At 43.0% G+C, this 25,434-nt stretch carries 15 protein-coding genes and 1 tRNA gene; 9 read left to right on the top strand and 7 right to left on the bottom strand.

Features of this window, described 5'->3' with window-relative positions; genetic code table 11:
* The first annotated feature begins 11 nt into the window (after window positions 1-11).
* From IEV61_RS10670 to IEV61_RS10660, 3 genes are all read left to right on the top strand, one after another.
* Window positions 12-1,115, top strand: coding sequence for an efflux RND transporter periplasmic adaptor subunit (locus IEV61_RS10670; protein ID WP_188416457.1), 1,104 nt, complete (start codon window positions 12-14; stop codon window positions 1,113-1,115).
* A 61-nt stretch (window positions 1,116-1,176) separates the two neighbouring features.
* Window positions 1,177-4,314, top strand: a complete 3,138-nt coding sequence (locus IEV61_RS10665) for an efflux RND transporter permease subunit (protein WP_188416455.1) — start codon at window positions 1,177-1,179, stop codon at window positions 4,312-4,314.
* A 296-nt stretch (window positions 4,315-4,610) separates the two neighbouring features.
* Window positions 4,611-7,142, top strand: coding sequence for a PAS domain-containing sensor histidine kinase (locus tag IEV61_RS10660; RefSeq protein WP_188416453.1), 2,532 nt, complete (start codon window positions 4,611-4,613; stop codon window positions 7,140-7,142).
* 51 nt (window positions 7,143-7,193) lie between these two features.
* On the opposite strand, the gene IEV61_RS10655 is transcribed toward IEV61_RS10660, so the two are convergent.
* Both IEV61_RS10655 and IEV61_RS10650 read right to left on the bottom strand, forming a co-directional pair.
* On the bottom strand, window positions 7,194-7,421 hold the full coding sequence (locus tag IEV61_RS10655) for a hypothetical protein (protein ID WP_229747098.1): 228 nt from the start codon (window positions 7,419-7,421) through the stop codon (window positions 7,194-7,196).
* Between the two features lie 6 nt (window positions 7,422-7,427).
* A complete protein-coding gene (locus IEV61_RS10650; RefSeq protein WP_188416449.1) occupies window positions 7,428-8,729 on the bottom strand; it encodes a BNR repeat-containing protein in 1,302 nt (433 codons plus the stop codon).
* Window positions 8,730-8,925: 196 nt separating this feature from the next.
* On the opposite strand from IEV61_RS10650, the gene IEV61_RS10645 reads away from it, so the two are divergent.
* Window positions 8,926-10,578 (top strand): GAF domain-containing sensor histidine kinase, encoded by a 1,653-nt coding sequence (locus tag IEV61_RS10645; RefSeq protein WP_188416448.1) that lies wholly within the window; start codon window positions 8,926-8,928, stop codon window positions 10,576-10,578.
* Between the two features lie 136 nt (window positions 10,579-10,714).
* A complete protein-coding gene (locus IEV61_RS10640; RefSeq protein ID WP_188416447.1) occupies window positions 10,715-12,163 on the top strand; it encodes an SDR family oxidoreductase in 1,449 nt (482 codons plus the stop codon).
* Window positions 12,164-12,213: 50 nt separating this feature from the next.
* On the opposite strand, the gene IEV61_RS10635 is transcribed toward IEV61_RS10640, so the two are convergent.
* The 3 genes from IEV61_RS10635 to IEV61_RS10625 form a co-directional block, all read right to left on the bottom strand.
* Complete coding sequence (locus IEV61_RS10635; protein WP_262890601.1) at window positions 12,214-13,098, bottom strand: PorP/SprF family type IX secretion system membrane protein; 885 nt, start codon at window positions 13,096-13,098, stop codon at window positions 12,214-12,216.
* Window positions 13,099-13,150: 52 nt separating this feature from the next.
* On the bottom strand, window positions 13,151-18,238 hold the full coding sequence (locus IEV61_RS10630) for an MBG domain-containing protein (protein ID WP_188416443.1): 5,088 nt from the start codon (window positions 18,236-18,238) through the stop codon (window positions 13,151-13,153).
* Between the two features lie 418 nt (window positions 18,239-18,656).
* Window positions 18,657-18,733: transfer RNA gene (locus IEV61_RS10625), tRNA-Pro, on the bottom strand.
* 270 nt (window positions 18,734-19,003) lie between these two features.
* On the opposite strand from IEV61_RS10625, the gene IEV61_RS10620 reads away from it, so the two are divergent.
* From IEV61_RS10620 to IEV61_RS10605, 4 genes are read left to right on the top strand one after another with little or no spacing between them, the layout of a single operon-like run.
* Window positions 19,004-22,351, top strand: a complete 3,348-nt coding sequence (locus IEV61_RS10620) for a DUF4175 family protein (RefSeq protein WP_188416441.1) — start codon at window positions 19,004-19,006, stop codon at window positions 22,349-22,351.
* Window positions 22,341-22,775 carry an ATP-binding protein gene (locus IEV61_RS10615; protein ID WP_229747096.1) on the top strand — a complete coding sequence of 145 codons (435 nt, stop codon included), beginning with the start codon at window positions 22,341-22,343 and terminating at the stop codon, window positions 22,773-22,775. Before IEV61_RS10620 ends, IEV61_RS10615 begins: the two co-directional genes overlap by 11 nt.
* Window positions 22,776-23,201 carry an rRNA maturation RNase YbeY gene (gene ybeY / locus IEV61_RS10610; protein WP_188416439.1) on the top strand — a complete coding sequence of 142 codons (426 nt, stop codon included), beginning with the start codon at window positions 22,776-22,778 and terminating at the stop codon, window positions 23,199-23,201.
* A gap of 52 nt (window positions 23,202-23,253) precedes the next feature.
* A complete protein-coding gene (locus IEV61_RS10605) occupies window positions 23,254-23,763 on the top strand; it encodes a glutathione peroxidase (protein ID WP_188416433.1) in 510 nt (169 codons plus the stop codon).
* Window positions 23,764-23,829: 66 nt separating this feature from the next.
* Here IEV61_RS10605 and IEV61_RS10600 read toward each other — a convergent pair whose 3' ends face one another.
* Together IEV61_RS10600 and IEV61_RS10595 are read right to left on the bottom strand one after the other, a co-directional pair.
* Entirely contained in the window at window positions 23,830-24,645 is an 816-nt protein-coding gene (locus IEV61_RS10600; RefSeq protein ID WP_188416431.1) for an MlaD family protein, read from the bottom strand.
* Window positions 24,642-25,433 (bottom strand): ABC transporter ATP-binding protein, encoded by a 792-nt coding sequence (locus IEV61_RS10595; RefSeq protein WP_188416429.1) that lies wholly within the window; start codon window positions 25,431-25,433, stop codon window positions 24,642-24,644. Before IEV61_RS10595 ends, IEV61_RS10600 begins: the two co-directional genes overlap by 4 nt.
* Window position 25,434: the final 1 nt, after the last annotated feature.

Below are 25,434 nucleotides of genomic sequence, written 5' to 3'. Positions count from 1 at the left end.
AATATACAACAATGAAAACAAGCAAATTATATATAGTTATTGCCGCCGCTTTGGCCGGCTTAACCTCGTGCGAAGAAAAGAAAACCGGCACAATGGAAACCAAGCAGCAAGTTTGCGTAAGCGACTCGCTGGCCAAAATGATAACCATAGATACAGCCAGAGAGTCATCCATGAAAAATGAATTAAAGCTTACCGGCGAGGTATCATTCGATGAAAACAAAGTAGTTAAGGTATTTCCGTTTGCCAGCGGTCAGGTAATGAAAGTTAATGTATCACTTGGTGATAAAGTTACCCAGGGACAGGTGCTGGCCGTAATACGCAGCGCCGATGTAGCCGGTAACTATTCCGACCTTACCTCTGCCAAGGCCGATTTGGCCATCAGCAAACGTCAGCTGGAGCAAGCCGAATACTTGTTTAAGAACGGTATTTCGAGCGAACGCGATTATACCGAGGCTAAAGAAAATTACAATAAAGCCGTTGCCGCCGATAGCAAAGTTCGCGAGCAAATATCCATTAACGGCGGTGGTAATACCAATGCAGCCGGTACCTTAATTGTAAAAGCACCACGCAGTGGTTTTATTGTGGAACAAAACATTACATCAGGCAACTTTATTCGCCCCGATAACAGCAGCAGCTTGTTTACCATCTCCGACATGAAAGATGTATGGATAAAAGCTAACGTGTTTGAAACCGATATTTCCAAAGTAAAAGTGGGTTACGCCGCTAAAATAACTACGCTGGCCTACCCCGATAAGGTATTTACCGGCAAGGTAAACAACGTAGGCTCCGTGCTCGACCCTGATAGCAAAGTGATGACGGTGCGCATATCCTTAGCTAACCCCGATATGCTTTTAAAACCCGAAATGTTTACCAACGTAACCATCAGCAACAGCGAGGCAGCCCAGGCCGTGGCCATACCTGCGGCAGCCGTAGTATTCGACAGCGGAAAGAACTATGTAGTGATTTACAAAAGCAAGTGCAATTTGCAGGTTCGCGAGGTAAACGTTATTAAATCGGTAGAAGACACTACTTACTTGTCGTCTGGCGTAAAACCGGGAGATAAACTGGTATCTAAAAACCAGTTGCTCCTCTACAATGCCTTGGTTCAGGACTAACACCAATTGCACACTCTATTATTCACAACACAGGAAAACATTCCTGTAACTACAACATGCAATGAACAAGCTCATTAAAAATATAATATACTTCTCGCTGCGCAACAGGGCCATGGTGTTTTTCATGACCGCAGTGCTGGCTGTTTTAGGTGTGTGGAGCTATTTAAATACGCCCATAGAAACCTTTCCTGATGTTACCAACACCCAGATCATCATTATTGCGCAGTGGCAGGGCCACAGTGCCGAAGAAATGGAGAAACTGGTGACCATCCCTATGGAAACTGTGCTTAATTCAGTTCAAAAAAAGGCCAACCTGCGTACAACTTCTTCTTTTGGCCTATCTTACATCCGCATTATTTTTGATGATGATGTAGATGATGCTTTTGCACGCCAACAGGTAATGAGCCGCATTATAAATGCTGAGCTCCCCGATGGTGTAAAGCCCGAAATTGAGCCACCTTACGGCCCTACAGGAGAAATTTTCAGATACACCCTGAAAAGCAATACCAAATCTATCCACGAATTAACGGCTATACAGGACTGGGTTTTAGACCGCCAGTTTAAAGCTATACCCGGCGTAGCCGATGTAAACAGCTTTGGCGGCGAAGAAAAAACCTTCGAGGTAAGCGTTAACCCGGCGCTATTGCAAAAGTATGGCTTAACCTCTTTAGATGTTTATAATGCCATTAACCGCAGTAACGTAAACGTAGGCGGCGATGTAATTGAGAAGAACGACCAAGCCTTTGTTGTGCGTGGTATAGGCCTCATCAATAACATAAACGAGATAGAGAACATCATTATTAAAAACGTAAACAATGTGCCTATACTGGCCCGTAACGTTGCCGAAGTTAAAGAAAGCGGCATGCCGCGCCTGGGCCAGGTAGGCCGCGATAAACACAATGACGTAATTGAGGGTATTGTGGTAATGCGCAAGGGCGAAAATCCTGCCGATGTATTGCAAAAAATACGCGCCAAGGTAACCGACCTTAACGAAAACGTATTACCCAAAGATGTAAAGATCTCCACCTTTTACGACCGTACCAACCTTATTGATTTTTGTACCGAAACAGTAATTCACAACTTGGTTGAAGGTATTATACTGGTAACCGTTATTGTGTTCTTGTTTATGGCCGATTGGCGTACAACGCTTACCGTTGCCATTATTATTCCGCTGGCCTTACTGTTTGCCTTTATATGCTTGCGCCTTAAAGGCATGAGCGCCAACTTGCTTTCTATGGGCGCGGTAGATTTTGGTATCATTATAGACGGGGCCGTGGTGATGGTAGAGGGGATCTTTGTTGCCCTCGACCATAAGGCAAAAGAGGTTGGCATGGAGCGCTTTAATAAGCTGGCCAAACTGGGCTTGTTTAAAAACGTAGGTGCCGAAATGGGCAAGGCTATCTTCTTTTCCAAGCTTATTATCTTAACCTGCTTAATTCCAATTTTTGCTTTTCAAAAGGTAGAAGGTAAAATGTTTTCGCCGCTGGCTTATACCTTGGGGTTTGCCTTGCTGGGTGCCTTATTGTTCACCTTAACACTGGTTCCGGCCTTATCAAGCATATTGCTGCGCAAAAACGTTAAAGAAAAACACAACCCGGTAGTTATATTCTTCGAAAATGGCATACGCCGTATGTTTAGCTTTACCTATCGCAACCAAAAGCTAAGCCTTATAGTATCGGTAGCATTTATGTCGCTCACATTTATATCGGCCAAGTTTTTAGGCACCGAGTTTTTACCGCAGTTGAACGAGGGCGCCTTATGGGTTACCGCGCAATTGCCTATGAGTACCTCGTTAGAAAGCTCGGTTAATGTAACCAATAAAATGCGCGATATTTTGCTCACCTTCCCCGAAGTAAAACAAACGCTGTCGCAAGTGGGCCGTACTAATGATGGTACCGACCCTAAAGGTTTCTTTAACGTACAAATACAGGTTGATTTGCTGCCTAAAAAACAATGGAAACGCCACATTACCCAAGAAGAGCTAATTGCCCAGATGGATAAAAAGCTGAGCCAGTTCCCAGGTATTATTTACAATTATTCGCAGCCTATTATTGATAACGTGGCCGAAGCGGTTGCCGGTGTACCTGCCTCCATGGCCGTAAAAATATTTGGTTCCGATTTTGAAGTGCTCGACCACAAGGCCGATGCCGTAATGGGTGTACTGAAACATATTCAAGGTGTGGAAGATTTAGGCGTACTGCGCAACTTAGGTCAGCCCGAGTTCAGAATTGAGCTCGATCAGCAAAAAATGGCCCGCTATGGCGTAGCTACTGCCGATGCCAATGCTGTAATTGAAATGGCCATAGGCGGTAAGGCAGCCTCAGAGTTGTATGAAGGAGAGCGCAAGTTCGATATCAGGATACGCTATCAAAAACCATTCAGGGATACCCAGGAAAAAATCGAGAACCTGATGGTGCCTACTTTAAACGGATCAAAGATATCCATCAAAGAAATATCGACCATAAGAGAAACCACCGGTCCTGCATTTATCTTCAGGGATAATAACACCCGCTATATTGCCGTAAAATTCTCGGTACGTGGCCGCGATTTGGGCAGCACCATAGCCGAAGCTCAGCAAAAGGTAGATAAAGCTGTAAAGCTCGACCATGGCTACACCTTTACCTGGAACGGTGAGTTTGAGAACCAGATCCGTGCCTCTAATACTTTAGCGCATGTGGTACCCATTTGTCTGGTGGTTATCTTCCTTATCTTGTTTGTAACCTTCGGGAATGCTAAAGATGCCATCCTGGTTTTAATGAATGTGCCTTTCGCTTTAATTGGTGGCATATTAGCCTTGCACATAACCCATACCAACTTCAGTATATCGGCAGGTATCGGTTTTATTGCTTTGTTTGGCGTGTGTATACAGAACGGGGTTATCCTCATCTCGGTATTTCGTAAAAACATTGAGGCCGGCATGCATTTAGACGAAGCCCTGCTTGGCGGTGTGGTATCGCGCGTTCGCCCGGTTGTTATGACCGCCCTAATGGCTGCCATTGGGTTAATGCCTGCCGCCATATCAACCGGTATAGGTTCCGAAACCCAAAAACCACTGGCCATTGTAGTTATAGGCGGTTTGGTAACTTCTACCATATTAACCTTGCTTATACTGCCGGTAATATATGCCATAGTTTACAGATTGATCCATCGCCGCGAAAACAGGAAGCTGTTGAAAAAGCTCGGCGCTATACGTTCTTAGCCATGAAAGTGGTTAGTTTAGTTGAGTGTGTTTGTTTATGCGTAGTTCCTGTAAAAAGGGACTGCGCTATTTTTCCTTAAGCTTTCTCCGGTACTACAAAACATAAAAAAACCGTTACATAAAACCAGCAACACACAGCAATGAATTTTAAATGCAACAATGACTTCATATTACTTATGCTACTATACAACAAGAATTGCCCGGTTTTGTACTTCAGCGGTAACAACGAGGCTGCCCGGTTTTTTACGTATAAACAAAATATACTATCTTAGTGATAAGTTTGCTTTTTACTGATAATGCTCGATCCTACTATTACCATAAGCGATGAACTGCTTCTCCAAGTGCTGGCACAATCTAAGGATGCCACAGCTATATACGACTCTGAAAATTTAAACATAAGGTTTGCAAACGATGCTATGCTTTCACTTTGGGGTAAAAACCGCAGCGTAGTTGGAAAAACCATCGAAGAGGCTATACCTGAAATTAAAGATCAATCTTTTATCGGGCTGCTTAAAAACGTTTGGCACACGGGCAAAACTTATACTGCAATAGATACCCCGGCCAGCCTTATAATCAATGGCTTACTCACAACTTCCTATTTTGATTTTGAGTATCGTGCCATAACCGATGCCAGCGGAAATACCTATTGCCTGTTGCACACCGCTGCCGATGTAACCCAGCGGTTTAAAGATCAGGAAGAAATTACGGAAAGAAGCGCTAAAGAGCAGCAGTTAATTGAGGAATTGGCAGCAGGCAATGAAGAGCTTACTGCCCTTAACGAGGAGTATTTAAGCACAAACGAAGAACTCTCTATTATAAGCGCCGAAAACCGTAAAGCGCTTGAACAACTGGCTATGGCCAAGCAGGCTGCGGGCATAGGTGTATTTGACTTAGATGTAGTAAACGATTGTTTGGTATGGGATGAACGGTGTAAACAACTCTTTGGCGTATCTGCCCAAAAAGAGGTAACCTATACGTCCGATTTTGTGGAAGGTCTGCACCCTGATGATCGCGAGCTCACATTAAAGGCCGTTGCCAATGCATACAACAAAGCCCTTACAGCTGGCCGCTACAATGTAAAGTACCGTACCGTTGGCACCGATGATAAGCAAATTCGTTGGGTACACGCCGTGGGCCAGGTTCATTTTAATGAGCAAGACAAGCCTCAGCGCTTCATCGGTACCGTAATGGATATTACTACTGAAGTTGATGCACGTTTAAAACTTGAACAAAGTGAAAGCCAGTTACAGGATGCCAATGAAGAACTTTTTGCCATAAATGAAGAGCAATCTTCTATTAACGAAGAATTGCGCGCCACCAACGAAGAACTGGCCGATACCCAAACAGAATTATTATTAGCGAATATTAAATTACTTGAAAGCCAAACCCGCTTGCGCGATGTGTTGGAGCAAGCGCCCATAGGCATGTGTGTTTTGCGTGGTCCTGAGCACGTTATTGAAATAGCCAACAATGCTATCCTGAACATTTGGGGCAGAACACGCGCCGAAGTTATGGATAAACCACATCGCAATGCTCGTCCGGAGTTGGAGGGGCAGCCTGTATTTGATTGGATCGATAATGTTTACCGCACTGGTAAAAGGCAGGTAAACCAAGAGTTTAAGGTAATGTTGCGTAATGGTGATGGCCTGCGAGAAGCCATTGTTAACTCTATTTATGAGCCTTTAAGAGATTCGGAAGGAAATATAAACGGCGTATTGATTGTACTGGAAGACATTACCGCGGCCGTTAAAGAACGCCGTGAAGCAGCGCATATTCAGGAAATGTTTAACCTGGCTATCGAGGCTGGCGAGTTAGGTGCATTCTATTACGACCCCACGTCCAACTTGTTTAAAGGTAATGAAACGCTGAAGAGGTGGTTTGGGTTGGGCAAAGATGAATACCTGGATCTGCAATTAGCCATTGAGGTTATTGCCGATGAAGACCGCAGTCGTGTGGCAGAGGCTATTACCTTCGCGCTCGACACAGCATCAGGGGGCAACTATGATGTAGAATACACTATCCTGAATCCGCAAACCAATACAACGCGTATAGTTAAAGCAAAAGGCAAAACTCAATTTGATACCTATGGCTTAGCTATGAGCCTTAACGGAATGCTTTTGGACATAACCGAGCGCAAGAAAGACGAGCAACGTAAAAACGACTTTATAGCCATGGTTAGCCATGAACTTAAAACGCCTTTAACATCCATTAAAGGTTTTACGCAAATGCTGCAAAGCAAAGCCGTTAAGCGTGAAGATGATTTTAGCCTTAAAGCGCTGGACAAGACGAATATCCAAATCAATAAAATGACCACATTGATCAATGGGTTCCTCAATGTATCGCGGCTTGAATCGGGCAAGATCCATATCAACAGTCAGGTGTTTGATATGGCAGAACTGGTTAAAGAAACCGAAGAAGAATCAACGGCTATAATATCCAGCCACAATGTTGTTTTTGCACCGGTAGTAAAAACCATGGTAAATGCCGACCGCGATAAAATAGGCCAGGTTATTAACAACTTTATAAGTAATGCAGTAAAATACTCGCCCGGTGGCAGTACCATTTACATAACTTGTGTAATTAGCAACGGCATGGCTTTGATCAGCGTTAAAGACGAAGGCATGGGCATTGCAGCCAAGGATATTGACCGGCTGTTTGAACGCTACTATCGTGTGGAAAGCAAAAGTATGGGCACTATATCGGGCTTTGGCATAGGTTTATACCTGTGCTCAGAAATTATACAGCGGCACAATGGTAATATTGGTGTCGAGAGTGTTTTAGGAGAAGGCAGTACGTTTTGGTTTACGTTACCGGTTTGCCCGGCATAGCATCTGGTAGGATATCAGACACGCCTTGTTGTAAACTATTTTTTTTAACATTTAGTGTAGTAGCCAGTAAATACCGCCCGCAATAAGCACAAAAACAAACAGTCCGAATGTAATGATCAAGCTCCAAAGGGAGCTTTTCACGCGAACACCTTCCAACTGTTCGGCAGGTACTGAACCGTTGGATCCGCTAAAATCTTGCGGAGATTCGATGTTCTCCATTGGTGTTTTATCGTTAGTGTCCATTGTAAATATTTGTGCTTTAAGCGCCAATCTCATCATGCAGAGTTATTTCCATCCGGGCTTCCACTCCAAAACCGATACCATTTGTGCAGGCACATCCTTGGTGGTTTCGGCATCGCCTTGCTCTACCTTTTGTACAAACAATTGCAAAACACCTTTACTGCTCCATAAATTAGTATCATAAGCGGGCTCCCACAGGCCAACGCTGGTAGTGGTTATATTTTGGGTGGTCCATTTGCCTTGCTGCACATTGTTACATAAAGCAATGCTCACTTTATCACCCTGTTCAATATCACGATAGATCATGGCAGCTTTAATAATGCCTTTACTTGAATGGATTACCAGTTGCGGACGCGAAATAGGTATGCGCTTAGTACCACCGCCAGATAAAGTAAAAGGAGTTTTACGGTTAGTTATTTGCTGGGTTATCCACTCTCCGTTCTTTTTATAAACCAAACGGTATTGCGGCACTTCGCTACCTGCTGCACGCCAGTAAGTTACCGTGTATGGCCTCCCCTCGTCATCTGCGGCAATAGCAGTGGTATTAATAAGTTCGCTTTTTTGAGGAATACGAGCCGCATATTCGGCCGATGCCTGTGTAATAGGCAAGCTGTATTTTTCGCCGGTACTTTTTTCCCAAGTTTGCCCACCATCTTTAGAGCAGGCATATGCCATATCATGATTGCTGGCCACATCGGGCGATTCGCGCCATACCCATGAAATATGAATCGTTCCTTTTTTATCTACTACCATTTGCCAGTACGGGCTGCGCTGCCCTTCGCCGTTTATCCATCCATTTTGCAATTGCTCCCATTTTTTCTGCTTAACGTTATAACAGTTCAGTACCATACTGCCATTACCCGATGCTCCATCGCGGTACACAAAAAGCAGATTGCCATTGGGCAGGCTGTAAAATTCGGGGTAAGTAACTTTTTGTTCCTGCAGGCCGGTCATGGGTATTTCGGCGGTTAGCAGTAACGAACCGGGTTTAACATTCTTGCAATAACGCAGCTTATTGCCATGATGGTCCCATGATACATGCAGATAACCCTCTCCGTCAACAGCTATACTTATAGTACGGTGAGCATCTGTAGCATTGCCTTTATACGGGGTAACCACTACCTCCCATTGGCTGCTGTTGAGCATGCGTTTAGCTACAATAAGGTTCTGATCGTTATCGTAATACGCAGTATATTGCACGTTTTGATAGCTGGCCAGTGCACTATGCCGTAATATGTTGGCATTCACCGAATTTTTAGCCCAGCCCGGGCCTACATTCACCATATGCTGTGCGCGGCAATTGATAGTTAAAAAACATATAGCAACTATCAGGAGATGTTTGGTCATAAATTTAATATTGGTAAAAAGATGATTGGCCCATCTGTAAGGCCTGCATAAATAGCTTTAAACAGGCTAATTCAAACTTACATAATCTTTTTATAAAACAATGTTGCAAGCTTGTTTAATGGATAATTTTGCAACTCCTACTTTAATTTCAAGGCAAAATAATTGTATAATTGTATAATAAGATTGATCAGAAATAGTGTTAGAAATTCAGTCAGACGTTGAAGCTATAAATAACATTTCTATCGTACCCAAGTTGTTAGAAGTTATTTGCCGTACCACAGGTATGGGCTTTGCTGCTGTTGCCCGTGTAACCGATGAAAAGTGGATTGCCTGTAGCGTTAGAGATGAAATAGCGTTTGGCCTGGAACCCGGCGGTGAACTACAGCTCGAAACCACCATTTGCAACGAGATCAGGCAAAACGGTAATGCAGTCATTATAGATCATGTTACTGAGGATGAACGCTTTGCCTGCCACCATACCCCGGCTATGTATGGCTTTCAAAGCTATATTTCCATGCCTATTGTCCGTAAAGACGGCACCTTTTTCGGTACCCTTTGTGCCATTGACCCTAAACCGGCCAAGCTTAACACGCCTGAAGTCATCGGCATGTTTACCCTCTTTGCCGATTTAATTTCCTTCCATTTACAGGCCGTAAGCTCCTTATCTGAAACCAAAACCAAGCTATATGCAGAACGCGAAACGGTAAACCGGCAGGGTCAGTCAAATTATGAACTTACGAAGGTAAATAACCAACTGGCCGATACGCAGCTTGATCTGGAGAATACCATAAACAAACTTACCGAAAGCGAGGCTAAGCTGCGACAGGCTATTGAAACCGGCAAAATGGGTACCTGGAGCATTAATTTGGTTGCCATGAAGCTAACCATGTCCGACTTTGTTAAAGACCTGTTTGGCTTTAGCAAAAATCGAGAAGTTTCACTTGATGAAGTTATGGCAGTGGTTGATGACGATTACCGGCATATGGTGCAAACTACTTTAAACGATAATATTCAAAATCGTAAACCGAGTGATATGGAGTACTCCATTACTAACCCCATTACTCACGAGCAAAAATGGGTGCGTGCCACCGGCAGGATATTTTTGAATGCCGATGGGGAGCCTGCTGAATATTCGGGCATGCTGATGGATATTACCGAACGCAAACTCGACGATATACGCAAGAACGACTTTATAGGCATGGTAAGTCACGAACTTAAAACCCCGCTTACCACACTTACTGCTTACATGCAAATATTGCATGCAAAAGCGGTTAAAGGTACCGATAGCTTTTTAACCTCCTCATTAGAAAAGGCCAATACGCAAATTAAAAAAATGAGCAGCATGATCAACGGCTTTCTAAACGTTTCGCGCTTAGAATCGGGGAAGATACTGTTGCACAAGCAACCTTTTAATTTGAATGAACTACTGAAAAACATGGTTGCTGAAATGGCACCGCTTGTTCCGGGATATAGTATAATACTGGAAAGCCATGACCCTATTTTCGTTAACGCCGATAGCGATAAGGTAGCCAATGTGGTAACTAACCTGTTAAGCAACGCCATAAAATACTCGCCTAAAGGCAAACTGGTTATTGTAAAAAGCTCCGTTGTAAACAATACGGTAGAAGTAAGTGTAAAAGATGAAGGTATGGGTATTAAAGAAAAAGACATTGACCGGCTTTTCGATCGCTTTTACCGGGTAGATAATAAACATACCGAATACATATCGGGCTTTGGTATAGGGTTGTACCTAAGCGCCGAAATTGTAAAGAGCCATGGCGGTAAAATATGGGCCGAGAGTCAATCGGGCGTAGGATCCACTTTCTATTTTACCTTACCGCTGGAGTAATTACTTGTTTAACTACTCCTGTTCCATTTGCTAAGTATCACTTTTAGCAGCCATTTAAACTATCGGTAAGCTCCTGTATCATAATTCATTAATCCACTTATAACACCTTTACCATTTTTTGTGTTATAGTATACAGATGAAAGTATTATTAGCCGGAGCTAACGGATATATAGGCACACGCTTAATTCCCGTTTTACTTGAAAAAGGCCATACTGTAGTATGCCTCGTACGCGATAAACGCCGGTTTCGCGAGAACAGCGATTTTAGTAACCGGGTAACCGTAATTACAGGCGATCTGCTGCAGCCGGAGAGCATCCAGGAAATGCCGCATGATATTGATGCGGCCTACTATCTGGTGCATTCTATGGCGCAATCAAGCAGCTTTGCTGATATGGAAGAAACATCGGCACGCAACTTCAGCAACGCATTAAAAAACACACTATGCAGGCAAATCATTTACCTTAGTGGCATCAGTAACGATAGCCAGCTATCTGAGCACTTAACATCACGAAGGCGCGTAGAAGATGTTTTAACTGAAGGTAACGCCGCTTTAACCGTTTTAAGGGCTGCTATTATTATTGGCTCGGGTAGTGCATCATTTGAAATAATCAGGGACTTGACCGAAAAGCTGCCTGTCATGACCGTACCCCGCTGGGTTAATACCCGCAGCCAGCCCATTGCTATCAGAGATGTTCTTTTCTATCTTGAGGCTGTTTTGCTCAACGAAAAATCTTACGATCAAACTTTTGATATTGGCGGGCCAAATATTCTTTCGTTCAAGCAAATGATGCTCACTTATGCCAAGGTGCGAAAGCTTAATCGGTATATCATTACCATCCCCTTTTTGTCGCCCAAAATATCATCTTACTGGCTATACTTTGTTACCTCTACCAGTTATTCGCTGGCGCAAAGCTTGGTGAACAGTATGAAGAACGAAACGGTATGCCAGGACGATAAAATAAACCAGCTCATTCCGCATGAGTGCCTAAGCTACCGGGAGGCTCTGGAGCTGGCCTTTAGTAAAATAGACCAAAACTCTATTGTATCCAGCTGGAAAGATGCTTTAAATACCGGCTACCTGCATACCGGGTTTATGGATCAAATTAAAGTGCCACAAAACGGCACCAGTGAGTACAAGGTTAAAATGCCTATTACCACCAATAGCGACATGGTATTTAACAACATTTGGGCCATTGGCGGCAACCGGGGCTGGTATTATTGGGACTGGATATGGCACATGCGCGGTTTTATTGACAAGCTTTTTGGCGGCGTAGGCCTGCGCCGTGGCCGCACCAGCAGCAACCGAATTTCTGCCGGCGATGTAATAGATTTTTGGCGGGTATTACTGGCCGATAAAGCCAACAAGCGTCTGCTGCTCTACGCCGAAATGAAATTGCCCGGTGAGGCCTGGCTCGAATTTAAGATCGTGGAACGTGGAAATGAAAAGTTCTTGAGCCAGGTAGCCACTTTCAGGCCTAATGGCTTGCTTGGCAGATTATATTGGGCCTCCATGTTCCCTTTCCACATTTTTATATTTAAAGGGATGGCCAAAAAGCTGGTTAACTATAATTCTGAGGCAATATGATAAACACAAAGAACCGGCACTATGGCCGGCTTTTGTGTTTATCATATTATTTATAAAATGCTTCGGGTACCTAAGTGCTGGCCAAAACGGTAGCTCAGGGTTACCTCGTGCGTAGCATTGCTTAAACGGCCGCCCAAATTGTTAGCTGCGGTACCAAACTGATAGCTATAACCTAACTTCAAAATATCTGACGTAATAGAAATGATGCCCGACATCTCGTTATTGCTGCGGTAGTTTGCACCTATACCTAATAATTCTTTAAAATATATGGTTGTCGAAAAATCCATAATGAATCGAACGCCCTTGGTATAAGTGGCCAGCGCAGCCGGCTTTGCCCTTACATCGTCACCTTCTTTACCAAAAAGGTAAGCACCTGCAAAATTAAAGTGGTTACGGAAATAGTTATTGTTTTGTGCCGAGGCATTACCCAAATCCCGAATGCTTAATTCAGGCACCGATACGCCTAAATAGTGATGATCGGAATAATAAAGAATGCCAAACCCAATATTAGGCTTGTTTTCGCGTACATCATTCCTGAACTGCGGATCGGTTGAGCTTAATGATGAATAGTTAGCCACATAGCGGCGTATACCCGCGTTTATTGATACGCCCAAGAACTGGTTTTGACTCAACTGAATACCTTTCGCAAAAAAACCGTTGATCTCGGTTAAGTGCTCTACAAAAAACTGGTCGTTCATTACTGTTATACCTGCGGCTCCATTTATAGATTCAATAGGTAAATTTCCGTTGAATATAAAGGTGGACGGTGCATTCTCAATACCGGTCCACTGTTTGCGTACCAAGGCATTGAGCGAGCCATTCTTATCCAAAAGCGAGTAAGCCGAATTCAGGGGCGTTAAGTTGTTCATGTATTGGCTGTAGCTAAAAAACTGCTGCGCTTTAGCATAATTGCTGCTCATTATTAACAGCAACATTACCGTCAACTTATATAGGTGCTTTATCATGTATCTAAGTAATAGGTTGTGATTAATATTTGATTACAAAGGCTCCGGTAAGTCGCTTGCCTTCGCCATTTACATGGTATTGAATTAGGTAGAAATATGTGCCGGGTTGCTGTAAGGCCCCGGTAATGTTAGAGTGGCCGTCAAATACTTTAGAGGTGTTATCGTAGCCTTTGATCTCATAAATTTTTACCCCATTACGGTTTACCACAGTTACCTGGTTATCCGGATGATCTTTGATGCCTTCAATAACGAACACATCATTTTCACCATCACCGTTGGGCGACAAGGCGAGGTGCACCTGAAGATCGGCTTTACCGGCATTGTTTATAACCTGTATGGTTTGCACCACGGTAGTGGCTGCATTATAATTGTCGTTGCCCGGTTGAAAAGCCCTGATGGTTGTGGTACCTACCTGCAAGCCGTTAATCACTAATCCGCGTACCGATGCAACGGTGGCGTCTTTCACCTCCAAAATTACCGGCAAGCCTGAGCTTGAAGTAGCAGCTGGTATGGTGTAGCTCTCGCCGCGGGTAATTGCCGGTATAGCGTTAAACGTAATTACCTGCGATGCTTTGTTCACTACAAATAACTGGCTAACCGGCGCATTTTGGTTGTAGTTACTGCCTGCCGGGAAGGCCGCGGTAATTACGGTTGTGCCTGCACCCACGATGTGTATATTTCCATTTACAATGGTGGCAACGGCCTGGTTGCTTGATGTATACGCCAGGGGTTCGTTTACACTGTTGGTAGCTCCCGGTGCAAAGTCGGCATCGCCAACGGTTTTAGCCGGTAGCAGGGCAAAGTTGATGGTAGCGGTGGTTGATGTAACAGTAAGCGTACCATTAACATAAGTAAAGCTATAGTTTGCCGAAACTCCGCCCCCAGGCACAATAGGATACGTTCCTGCCGGAGATGCCGTGGTAGCGGTGGTAGAAGCACTTGGCTGCGTGGTTAAATTTGCGGCACCATCACCGTTTACAAATCCAACATAAGTTAACGTGAATGCCGGGTTAGCCTGACCAAATGTCCTGGTTTGATTGTTGGCTGTAATGGTCAATACGGCCGGTGTCACGGTTAAGGTTGCCGGTGTATAGCTTAACGCATAATTGGCAGCAGTAGCACCTGCAAAATTGATAGGATATGTACCAACCCCCGAATTTGTTGTTGCGCTGGTTGTTCCTACCGGCGGTGTTGTTATAACGGTCGCATTATCGCCATTTACAAATCCATTTATTGTATAGCTCAACGCCGGGTTGGTTGTGCCGTAAACTTTCGTTTTATTTTCGGCAATAACATTAAGCTGTGCTCTACTAACAGAGAGCACCCCATTGGCATAAATAAAGTTATAATTTGACGCCGCCGCACCCGCGGGCACAATAGCATAAGTGCCCACCCCACTTGCTGCGTTAGCCGAGGTAGTAGCTGTAGCCGCCGTACTCAATACAGCAGGCATTTCGCCGTTTACAAAGCCATTGTACCTCACAGTTAAAGATGGATTGACGGCACCGTATATTTTACTTTGATTATCGGCAGTAACGGTTAACTGTGCTTTATCAACAGTAAGAGTTCCGTTATTATATACGATAGTATAGTTATTACTAACCGCCCCCGAAGGTATAATGGCGTAATTGCCAACAGCACTGGTTGTGGTAGCAGGGGTAGTTGCGGCAGGTGCCGTAGTTAAATTAGCCTGACTATCGCCCGCTGCGAAGCCGCTGTAAGTAAATTCGAACACAGGATTTGCTGCACCGTACATGCGAGTTTTATTGTTTGCAGTAATTGTTAATGTGCCCCGGGTTATGGTTAAGGTTGCCGGCGTATAGCTAATGTTATAATTAGCAGCAGTGGCACCCGAAAAATTGACGGGATAACTACCCACAGAAGAATTGGTAGTTGCCGTGGTATTTGCCACCGGCTGAGCAATTAGTACAACTGAAGTTTCACTGTTCACAAAGCCTGTATATACTGGTGCAAACACAGGGTTTGCTGCGCCGTATACGCGCGATGCGTTTTGTGCAGCTATATTTAATGGCGCTTTAGTAATAGTTAAAGTACCTGTTTGATATACGAGATCATAACTATTATTTAAGGTACTACCACCGGATGGTGTAATGGTATAGTTACCTGCACCCGAACCCGCATTGGCATTAACATTGGCTACCGGGGCCGTGGTAATAACCGATTGGTTGTCGCCATTTAAAAAGCCTGAATAGCTTAACGTTAATGCAGGATTAGCATCGCCATAGGTTTTTGTTTTGTCGTCGGCCTTAACAAAAAGTTGTGCTTTGGTTATAGTAAGTGTGCCTGGCACGTAAGTAAGCGTGTAATTACTGCTTACTGCACCCGATGCTGTTACTGGATAAGTACCTTGCTGTGATGTGATGGTTGCCGAAGTTGTAATGGTTGGTGCTGTAGTAAAAGCGGTGCTTGCATCATCACCGTTTACCAATCCGTTGTAGGCTAAGCTAAACGGAGGATTAGCCACGCCGTAGCCTCGTGTAGCATCATTAACTGTTATGTTAAGACTGGCCCGGGTAATAGTCAGCGTAGAATTTACAATACGGAAAGTGTAATTGTTGGCTACGCCACCGGTTCCAGTAATAGCGTAAGTACCTACAGGCGAATTAGCATCAACCGTGGTAAATGTTGGTTCGGTAGTTATACTTGCCGGAGCATCACCATTTACGAAGCCTGTATACGTTGCGGTTAAGGCCGGGTTTGGCTGTCCGTATACCTTTGTTTTAGCATTTATGTTAGCCGTTAGCGTAACCTTGTTTATGGTAAGTCGGCCGGCAATGTACTGGAAAGTATAATTATCCGCTGTACCCCCGGTTACAGTTATAGGATAAAAGCCAGCCGGCGATGATGCATTGGCGGTGGTTACCGGTGTTTCAGGCTCATTGGTAAGGGCTGAAGCATTATCTCCGTTCACAAAGCCACTATACGTATAAGTAAATGCCGGGTTGGGCTGACCGTAGGCCTTATTTTTACTGACTGCCGTAACACGCAATATGGCTTTTTGTACAGCAATCTCGCCATTGACATATACAATAGCATAATTATCGGCAGTTACGTTACCGCTTACTTCAATGGCATAAGTTCCGGGTAGTGAAGCCGTGGAGGCCTGGGTGGTTACATCAGGCGTTCCGGTTAAAATAGCCGGAGCACGGTCGCCGTTAACTAAGCCCGAATAGGTCAAAGTAAATGCAGGGTTTGCAGCACCATAGGTTTTTGTTTTATTAACTGCAGTAACGGTTAACGTACGCTTCTCAATGGTGAGCGTACCGGTTTGATATATGATGTTATAATTTGGACTTGCTGCACCTGATGGTGTAATGGTATATGTACCCGCTTCAGAACGTGCAGTTACACTGGCAGAGGCTGTTGGTTTGCGCTGTAAATTTGCCTCTGTTTCGTTATTAACAAAACCGGTATAAGTAAAACTGAAAGCAGGGATGGTAGTACCGTAAGACCTGGTAATATCATTAGCTTTGATGATCAAGTCTGCTTTAGCAACGGTTAGGGCACTGTTTACATAGGTTATTGTGTAATTGGTAGCGGTAGCACTTTTTACGGTGATAGGATAAACACCCGGAAGTGAAGTGGTGGTGGCGGTAGTGGCAATTATCGGCGCGGTTGTCAGGCTGCTTTCTGTATCGTTGTTAACAAAACCATCATAAGTATATGTAAGCGCCGGATTTGCAGATTTATAGGTTTTTGTTTTTGCATCGGCTATAATGCGCAGCGGCGCCTTGTTAATGGTTAACCTGCCAGCTATATATATAATGGTATAATTGTTTGAGCTTGCGCCGTTAATGGTAATGGGATAATTTCCTACAGGAGAATTGGTCTGAGCCGTTGTAGTTATTACCGGAGGTGCCGTTAAATCTGCCTCGGTGTCATTTAACACAAATCCTGTATAAGTGTAGGTAAGTGCCGAATTAGCTTCACCGTAAAGTTTACTCATGCTGGCTGCTGCTATTTTGAGCTGGGCCTTATTGATATTTAAGGCGCCTGGTACGTAAATAATGTTGTAATTATCAGCGCTTCCTCCGGTGGCATCAATAGGATAGGTCCCTACCGGCGATGCTGCTGTAGCCGTTGTAGAAATAGTAACCGGACTGGTAAACACACTGCTGGTTTGCCCTAACACATAACCGGTAACTGTATATGTCAATTCCGGCGAACCCGCACCGTAAACCTTGGTTTTAGTGGCTGCGGCTACTCTTAATGTACCCCGGCTAACGGTGAATACACCATCAATAAAGCTAATGCTATAGTTGCTTGCTGTGGCACCACTTACACTAATGGCATAGGTTCCGGGTGCTGTATTTACATCCACAGGTGTACTTAAAGTAGCCTGTGTAGTTAATACCGCAGCTGTTTCATTATTTTTAAAGCCGCTATAAGTAAGTGTTAAAGCCGGATTAGCAGCACCATAAGCTTTGATTTTATTGCCTGCCGTTATAGTAAGCGGGGCAGGTGTTACTGTAACGGTACCTGCGTCGTAAATAAAATTATAGAAATTTGATGAAGCTGCTGATATAGTAATAGGATAAGTACCCACATCTGAACGGACATTAGCAGTTGTGCTGACCGTAGGCCTTACCGTAAGTTTTGTTTGAGTATCATTGTTTTTGAAACCACTGTAAATTATGGTAAAAGCAATATTATTTACCCCATAAGAGCGGGTTTGGCTATTTACATTAACGGTAAGATCGGCTTTATTAATGGTAACCAGCTGGCTTACACGGTTGGCTGCATTATAATTAGCATCACCAGGCTGCGATGCCGTAATGGCAAATGTTCCGGTGGAGATGATGTGTACAAGACCGGTGTTGGTATTAACGGTAGCAATGGCCATATTGCTGCTTCGGTATTCTACAGGCAGGCCAGAAGAAGCAGTTGCCGTTACGGTGAAATCTGCATCGCCATAAGTATGGGGTGCTACCGGATTAAATGTAATGGTTTGATCGGCAGCGTAAACGCTGCTCCGCGCTGTTTTATCTATATGTTTTGCGGCGCTTACATGAGTTGCCGTAGCCAGCAATGCAACAATTATAGATATCGTACAACAATAGAAAAACAAATGCGTAAAAGCTTTTTTCATATATAAATTATGATAAGATTGCTGTACTTTTAAAGCACAGGCGTTAAACTAAATCGATTGTATAACTGGCAATTTTTGAATTAATATTTGGCGGGATATGCCTAATTAATTTTTAGTATAATTATTGGTAACATTTCACTTTAATTATTTAATAGCTGGTTGCTACTGTATCTCAAATAATTATATAAAATTAGTACAGATAATAACGTTGATCTGAGTCGTAAACACCCATCTTCAACCGTTAAAACACGGTATTTAACCCAACAGCAAATACTAAAGCAAAGCGCTGTATTCTTGAGAAAGTTATGCACGCTGTAACGCATTGTACTTAAAGCACTTACAAGAGTCTAATAAGAGGTTATACTTCTATATAAAGTATTAAAAAGATAAGCTCAAATCTTATTTAACTATCTATAATTGGTCGGGATGGCAGGATTTGAACCTACGACCTCCAGCACCCCATGCTGGCGCGATACCGGGCTACGCTACATCCCGAAATTAAGCTTTTAAGACTTCATCTCTTTTTGCTTAATGACTTATTAATTACTTAATAATTAGAAATTAGGCAGCAAATATAAATAATTGGTTTAAAAGTTAAAATATTGACACACTAGTTAAGTACGCATACTCCTCTGGGTTGTAATTATTATTGTATATTTAATAAATTATCATTAAAGTTTCCTCTCATGTAAAAATCTCATGAGTGAAAGTATTCGACCTGGTAAATTTTCGTTTAAATTATATTAGCTACATTAGTGTTCAGGAATGCAGGCATCAGACAATTATACAGTACTGATTGACAGGGTAAATGCTTTTATTAGAAAGTATTACCTTAACAATTTATTACGTGGTCTTATTTTTTTAGGGGCCGGTTTATTTTCTGCCTACATCACTATAGCGCTTTTAGAGTACTTTGGTAACTTTAATACCCTGCTGCGTACGCTGCTGTTTTATGGCTTCATCTTGCTTAATTTCACCTTATTAGTATGGCTGGTTATTCCATCGTTATTTGCTTATTTTAATTTAGGCAAAACGTTAACGCATGATGAGGCTGCCGAAATTATTGGCCAGCACTTTGGCGAGGTAAGAGACAAGCTGTTAAACACATTACAACTTAAAAAGCAGGCTCAGCAAAACGAACGGCATAGGCAATTAATTGAGGCCAGCATTAATCAAAAGATAGATACATTAAATCCGGTCAGCTTTCCTTCAGCTATTAATTTAAAGCATAATAAACGTTATTTGAAGTGGGTGGCAGTACCGGTTGCATTAATCTTAATTATTGCTTTTGCAGCGCCCGGTGTTCTAACTGAAAGCACTAAACGGCTTATTCATCACAACCAACATTTTGCCCCGGTGGCACCATTTAAGTTTATAGTGCTTAACCCCGTTTTAGCTGCCGTACAGGGTAACGATTTAAAGTTAGAGCTAAAGATTGAAGGCAACAACCTGCCAGCTGATGTATACATCGAAACCGGCAGCAATATCTTTAAGCTCGATAAGGAAAATCTGTCGCGCTTTCACTATCTGTTTACTAACTTACAGCAAAATACGGCGTTTCGTTTCACGGCTAATGGTTACACTTCACCCTTGTATCAGATCAAGGTTAACTTAAAACCATCGTTACTGCACTTTGATGTTGAACTGGTTTACCCCACCTACCTGCATAAGCCAGCCGAAAAGCTGAACAATGCCGGAGACTTAACCGTTCCGGCCGGAACCACCGTAAAGTGGCTATTGCAAACTCAAAATGCCAGCAAGCTGCAATTCTCTATAGATCAGCGGACTCAGGAACTAACGTTGGCACAAAGCGGTTTATTTACACACAGCGAAAAAGTATATAAAAACACGCTATATAGTTTACTGCCTTTAACCAGTAATACTCAACCGGGCGAAGCGGCCAGCTATCATATCAACATTATTGCCGATGAAATGCCTGCCATTAACGTGCAGGAAAAACAGGATTCGGTAAGCAGTAAAGCGCTGTATTTTACCGGCGATGTTAAAGATGATCATGGCTTTTCATCGTTAACATTCCATTACAGCACCAACAAATCGGGTGCAGGTCCTAAAGCTGTAACAAAGGCTGTTAAAGCTGATCTTGCTAATACACAGGCTTCATTCTTTTATTATTGGGATTTGAAAGATCTGGGTATTAAGCCGGGCGACCAAGTAAGCTATTACTTCGAAGTAGCTGATAATGACGCCGTAACGGGGCCTAAAAGGGTTAGGTCTGCCGAGCGTACACTACAAATGCCAACCGAAAAAGAATTAAACGAGCAGCTTAATGCCAACACTCAGGCCGTAAAACAAAAAATGCTATCGGCCATAAAGCTGGCTGCACAGGTGGAACGCGATGCCCAAAAGCTTAACCAGTTGTTGTTGAACAAGAATAACTTAAGCTTCGAAGAAAAGAAACAGGTAGAAGACCTGCTGCGCAAAAAAGCAGAGTTAAACGAATTAGTTAAAGAGGTGCAGGCCCAAAACAAAAAGGACCAGTTTGAGCGCAAGGAAAACCAGCCTCAAACGCCCGAGTTACAGGAAAAACAGAAAGAAATGGAAAATCTGTTTAACCAAGTTCTTGACGAAAAAACCCAGGAAATGCTCAAAAAACTTCAGGAAATGCTCGAAAAACAGCAAAAAGATGGAGCACAAAACGAACTGTCTAAAATGCAGAACGATAACAAGTCCTTAAAAAAGGAACTTGACCGTATGCTCGAATTATACAAGCAATTAGATTTCGAACAAAAATTAAATCAGAATATTAATCAGCTTAATAAACTGGCCCAGCAGCAGCAAAAACTGGCCGAACAAACCAAGCAGCCCGGTGCAGATAAACTGCAATTGCAAAAAGAGCAGCAACAACTAAAGCAGGACTTTCAGGAGGTAAAAAAAACAATGCAGGAGTTGGATAAAACCAACCAGCAATTAGAGCAAAAAAACAATTTTACCAAGCAAGAAAAAGAAACCCAGGCTGTAGAACAGCAAATGGAGAACAGCAGCCAGCAGTTGCAAAAGAACGATAGAGCAAAGGCCTCACAAGCGCAAGATCAGGCGGCCAAAGCCATGCAACAAATGGCACAAAAAATGCAGCAAGATGAACAGGAGGGCGAGCAGGAGGAGAACATGGTAAATGCGCAACAGTTACGAGAGTTACTGAAGGTACTGGTAACCAGTTCATTTGAGCAGGAAAAAGTGATGCAGGCATTTAGGGGAATGAGTGGCAATGATCCGGCTTATGTGGCAACCGCGCAAAAGCAGAAGGATATTAAGGATAATTTAAAAACAGCAGAAGATACCCTGTATGCGCTCAGCCGCCGCATTCCGCAAATACAGGCTACCGTAAACCAGGAAGTAGCCAGCATTAACGATCATATTGATAAGGCGCTTGAAAACCTGGGCGACCGCCGCACTCCCGAGGCTAACCGCAACCAGCAATACGCCATGACCTCTATGAATAATCTGGCGTTAATGTTGAACGAGGCTTTAGACCATTTGCAGGATGCCATGAATAAAGGCAGCGGTAAAGGTGGAAAAAAACAGCAGCAATCGGTATCGCAGTTAAGCCAGATGCAGCAGCAACTGAATAAAAACATGCAAAAAATGCGTGAGCAGATGCAGCAGGGCAACCAGGGCCAAAGTGCTAAAAAGCCGGGAGGCGAGCAAAGCGGCCAGGGTAATAGTATAAGTGAGCAAATGGCCCGGATGGCCCGCCAACAGCAGGCTATACGGCAACAATTGCAGCAATTAAGCCGCCAGCAAAACAAAGATGGCACCGGTAAGTTGGGTAATCTCGATAAAATATCTAAAGAAATGGAACAAACCGAGACTGATCTCGTAAACAAGAAAATCACGGAGGAATCGTTAAAGAGACAGCAGCAAATACAAACCCGGTTATTGGAGGCAGAGAAAGCAGAGCAGGAACGGGAACAGGATAAGCAGCGGGAGAGCCAGGCAGGGAAAAACAAGCCGCCGGGGTATATTAAAGCTTTGCAAAATTTTGAGCAGTTAAAGGCAAAGCAGGTTGAACAGATACATACAGTACCATCTGCTCTCAATTTATACTATAAACAAAAAATTAAACGTTACTTTGACCAACTTAATGCAAAATAATATCCAACCCAACAGTGTTTCAACAGGGGAACTGTATACACTGCAACTTCCGTCAACGTATGAGAGCATTACCTTGCTTGAGAACTTGATTGAAGATATTGCTGACAAGTTTAAGATAAGCGATGATACTTTTGCCAATATGATGACCTGCCTTAACGAGGCTGCAATAAACGCTATTGTGCATGGCAATAAGCTTGATGCTAACAAAAAGGTAATTGTTAATGCGGATGTTGATCCTAAACGTTCTATCTGGACAATAACCGACGAAGGCGAAGGATTTGATTATAACCAACTCCCCGACCCTACTGCAGAAGAAAACCTGGAAAAACTGACAGGCCGCGGCGTTTTTATTTTAAAGCACCTGGCCGACCAGTGTATTTTTAATACCCGTGGCAATGAGGTAGAATTGCACTTTAAATTTTAAATGGCAGCTATTCATTTTTTTACCGAAGATACCGGCTACAAACTCAAAAACAAACTACAGCTTAAGCGCTGGATCAAAGACACTATTACCGCCGAAGGCTATCGCCTTAGTGAGCTTAATTATATTTTATGCTCCGATGCTTATTTGCTGCAAATTAACCAGCAATACCTTAACCACGATACCTATACCGATATTGTAACTTTCGATAATTCGGAAAAGCCGGGCTTCATAACCGGCGATATTTTTATTTCGGTAGACCGCACGCAGGAGAACGCGCAAAAATTTAATGTTGATGCCGATACCGAACTGCACCGGGTTATAATTCATGGTGCATTGCATCTGCTTGGCTATAAAGACAAGAAACCTGCTGATAAAAAGCTGATGACCCAAAAGGAAAATGAATACCTGGCTATAAAAAGTTTCTGATTAGTAAACCATTAGCTACCTTTACTTCGTAATCATTTAAAAACATTTAATTATGAAAATATTAGCGCTCATGTTAACACTGCTGTTTACTACACCCAGTACAGTTTATGATTTTAAAGTAAAGGATATTGACGGTAAAAACTTTAATCTGTCTAAATACAAAGGCAAAAAATTGCTAATTGTAAACACGGCCTCAAAATGCGGTTATACCAAGCAATATGCCGAATTACAAAAGCTGGCCGATCAGTATAAAGATAAGGTTGTGGTAGTAGGCTTTCCGGCTAATAACTTTAACGGACAGGAGCCGGGCTCAAATACTGAGATCAAAGAGTTTTGCTCTAAAAACTTTGGCGTAACTTTTCCACTAAGCGAGAAAGTTAGTGTTAAAGGTTTAGACATTGCCCCTATCTTCCAGTATTTAACCACCCAGGAAAACCCTGATTTTACAGGCGAAATTAAATGGAACTTTGAGAAATTTCTGATCGATGAAAATGGTAAATTAATACACCGTTACCGTTCGGCCGTTACCCCATTATCTCCGGAGATCACCAGTAAATTATAATTAAGACATTATACTTAAAAAGGGTGCTGCAGATAATGTGCAGCGCCCTTTTTCTATTACTTTATATTACTGTTTCTCAGCGTCTTCTTTTGCTTTTTTAGCTGCTTTATCCTGTGCCTTCTTAAGCTTTTCCTGATCTTCCTTGATCTTCTCCTGCGCCTTACGGGCCGAATCTATTTTCTTTTGTTTAGCTTTCTCTTTGCCCTTAAAAAAACCTCTCAGTAGGAAATTGCTTTGCGCTGCCTTGAGATCTTCGTTCAGGGTTACGGTTGTTTTATTGGCGTTACCAATGGTTGTTTTAGCTGAGGATACCGTGGTAGCCAGATCATTGGCAATCTTATCATTCTTCAACAATTTACCCAACGAACCTTTCCCATGGTTAATATCGCGCACTATAGCTGTTAAATTACTGGTAAGCTCTTCGGCATTATCTGCTACCTTGGTCAGTTTATTAATTATTTTATCTACATCCAGTGGGTTTACGGCAGTTAGTTTATCACCACCCTCCACCTCTTCACGACTGGTAGAGCCGCCCGAACTTATGACCACCAGTTTATCGCCCATTAAGCCATCGCTGCCTATGCTTACTTTGGCATCCTTTTTTATAAACTTTCTGACGTTCTCGTTCAACGTAAGGTCTACACGCACCGAGCTGTCAGACACAATATTGATGCCCTCTACCACACCAACGTTAATACCGGCAAACCTTACATTATTACCAACCATAAGGCCGTTAACGTTCTTAAAAACGCCATGTACGCTAAACGTAGAATTGAACATGCTTTTTTGGCTGCCAATTAAGAATATACCTAAAAATATGACTACCAATCCCACTAAAACAAATACGCCTATTTTTATTTTTTGTCCTGATGTTGTTTTCATAACGTATCTAAAAAGAATGATTTTACAAATTCGTCTTCTGAGTGCTGCAGTTCCTCAAAAGTTCCTTGTGCTATGTACTCACCGTCGTTCATAATTAATACCCGGTCTCCTGTAATGCGTGCGCATTCCATATCATGGGTAATAATGATAGAAGAGGTTTTGTATTTCTTCTGCATTTTCAATATCAGCTCGCTTATTTCTCTTGAGGTGATAGGATCTAAGCCGGTAGTAGGCTCATCATAAAGCATAATTTCGGGCTTTACAATCAATGTACGCGCCAGCCCTACCCTTTTACGCATCCCGCCCGACAGATCTGATGGCATTTTATCAATTGCTTCGGGTAAACCAATGCCTTCCAGTACCTCTTTTACCCGCTGGTCAAGTTCCTGCTGATCTTTTATTTTCAAAACACGGGTAAGTGCAAACTCCAGGTTTTCCTTTACGGTCATGGAGTCGTACAGGGCTCCGCTTTGAAATAAGAAACCCACCCTGGTGCGCAATTCTTTTAGCTCATCATTGCTAAGTTCTGCTACTTCTTGCCCAAACACTTTAACCGAGCCTTTATCGGGTGTTAAAAGCCCTACAATACATTGTATAGTAACTGATTTACCCTGTCCCGATCGCCCCAACACAATGAGGTTCTCGCCTTTGTGTAAGGTTAAATTAATATCCTTTAATACTTCTTTACTGCCAAAGCACTTTCTTAGGTGCTCAATTTTAACCATTACCTCATCTGTTTTGGCAGAGGGCTGTTCGGCACCTTCTTTATGCTGGTTTACCTCGTCCATA

It is taken from the genome of Mucilaginibacter galii (assembly GCF_014635825.1).
Taxonomy (GTDB): Bacteria; Bacteroidota; Bacteroidia; order Sphingobacteriales; family Sphingobacteriaceae; genus Mucilaginibacter; species Mucilaginibacter galii.
Note: the sequence above shows the minus strand (reverse complement) of the source record. Positions and strands in the feature narration are given on the sequence as shown.

Coding starts and splice junctions, on each gene's coding strand:
- IEV61_RS10670 (WP_188416457.1), top strand. CDS start 12: ATGAAAACAAGCAAATTATATATAGTTATTGCCGCCGCTTTGGCCGGC.
- IEV61_RS10665 (WP_188416455.1), top strand. CDS start 1,177: ATGAACAAGCTCATTAAAAATATAATATACTTCTCGCTGCGCAACAGG.
- IEV61_RS10660 (WP_188416453.1), top strand. CDS start 4,611: ATGCTCGATCCTACTATTACCATAAGCGATGAACTGCTTCTCCAAGTG.
- IEV61_RS10655 (WP_229747098.1), bottom strand. CDS start 7,421: ATGATGAGATTGGCGCTTAAAGCACAAATATTTACAATGGACACTAAC.
- IEV61_RS10650 (WP_188416449.1), bottom strand. CDS start 8,729: ATGACCAAACATCTCCTGATAGTTGCTATATGTTTTTTAACTATCAAT.
- IEV61_RS10640 (WP_188416447.1), top strand. CDS start 10,715: ATGAAAGTATTATTAGCCGGAGCTAACGGATATATAGGCACACGCTTA.
- IEV61_RS10635 (WP_262890601.1), bottom strand. CDS start 13,098: ATGTTGCTGTTAATAATGAGCAGCAATTATGCTAAAGCGCAGCAGTTT.
- IEV61_RS10630 (WP_188416443.1), bottom strand. CDS start 18,238: ATGAAAAAAGCTTTTACGCATTTGTTTTTCTATTGTTGTACGATATCT.
- IEV61_RS10620 (WP_188416441.1), top strand. CDS start 19,004: ATGCAGGCATCAGACAATTATACAGTACTGATTGACAGGGTAAATGCT.
- IEV61_RS10615 (WP_229747096.1), top strand. CDS start 22,341: ATGCAAAATAATATCCAACCCAACAGTGTTTCAACAGGGGAACTGTAT.
- ybeY (WP_188416439.1), top strand. CDS start 22,776: ATGGCAGCTATTCATTTTTTTACCGAAGATACCGGCTACAAACTCAAA.
- IEV61_RS10605 (WP_188416433.1), top strand. CDS start 23,254: ATGAAAATATTAGCGCTCATGTTAACACTGCTGTTTACTACACCCAGT.
- IEV61_RS10600 (WP_188416431.1), bottom strand. CDS start 24,645: ATGAAAACAACATCAGGACAAAAAATAAAAATAGGCGTATTTGTTTTA.
- IEV61_RS10595 (WP_188416429.1), bottom strand. CDS start 25,433: ATGGACGAGGTAAACCAGCATAAAGAAGGTGCCGAACAGCCCTCTGCC.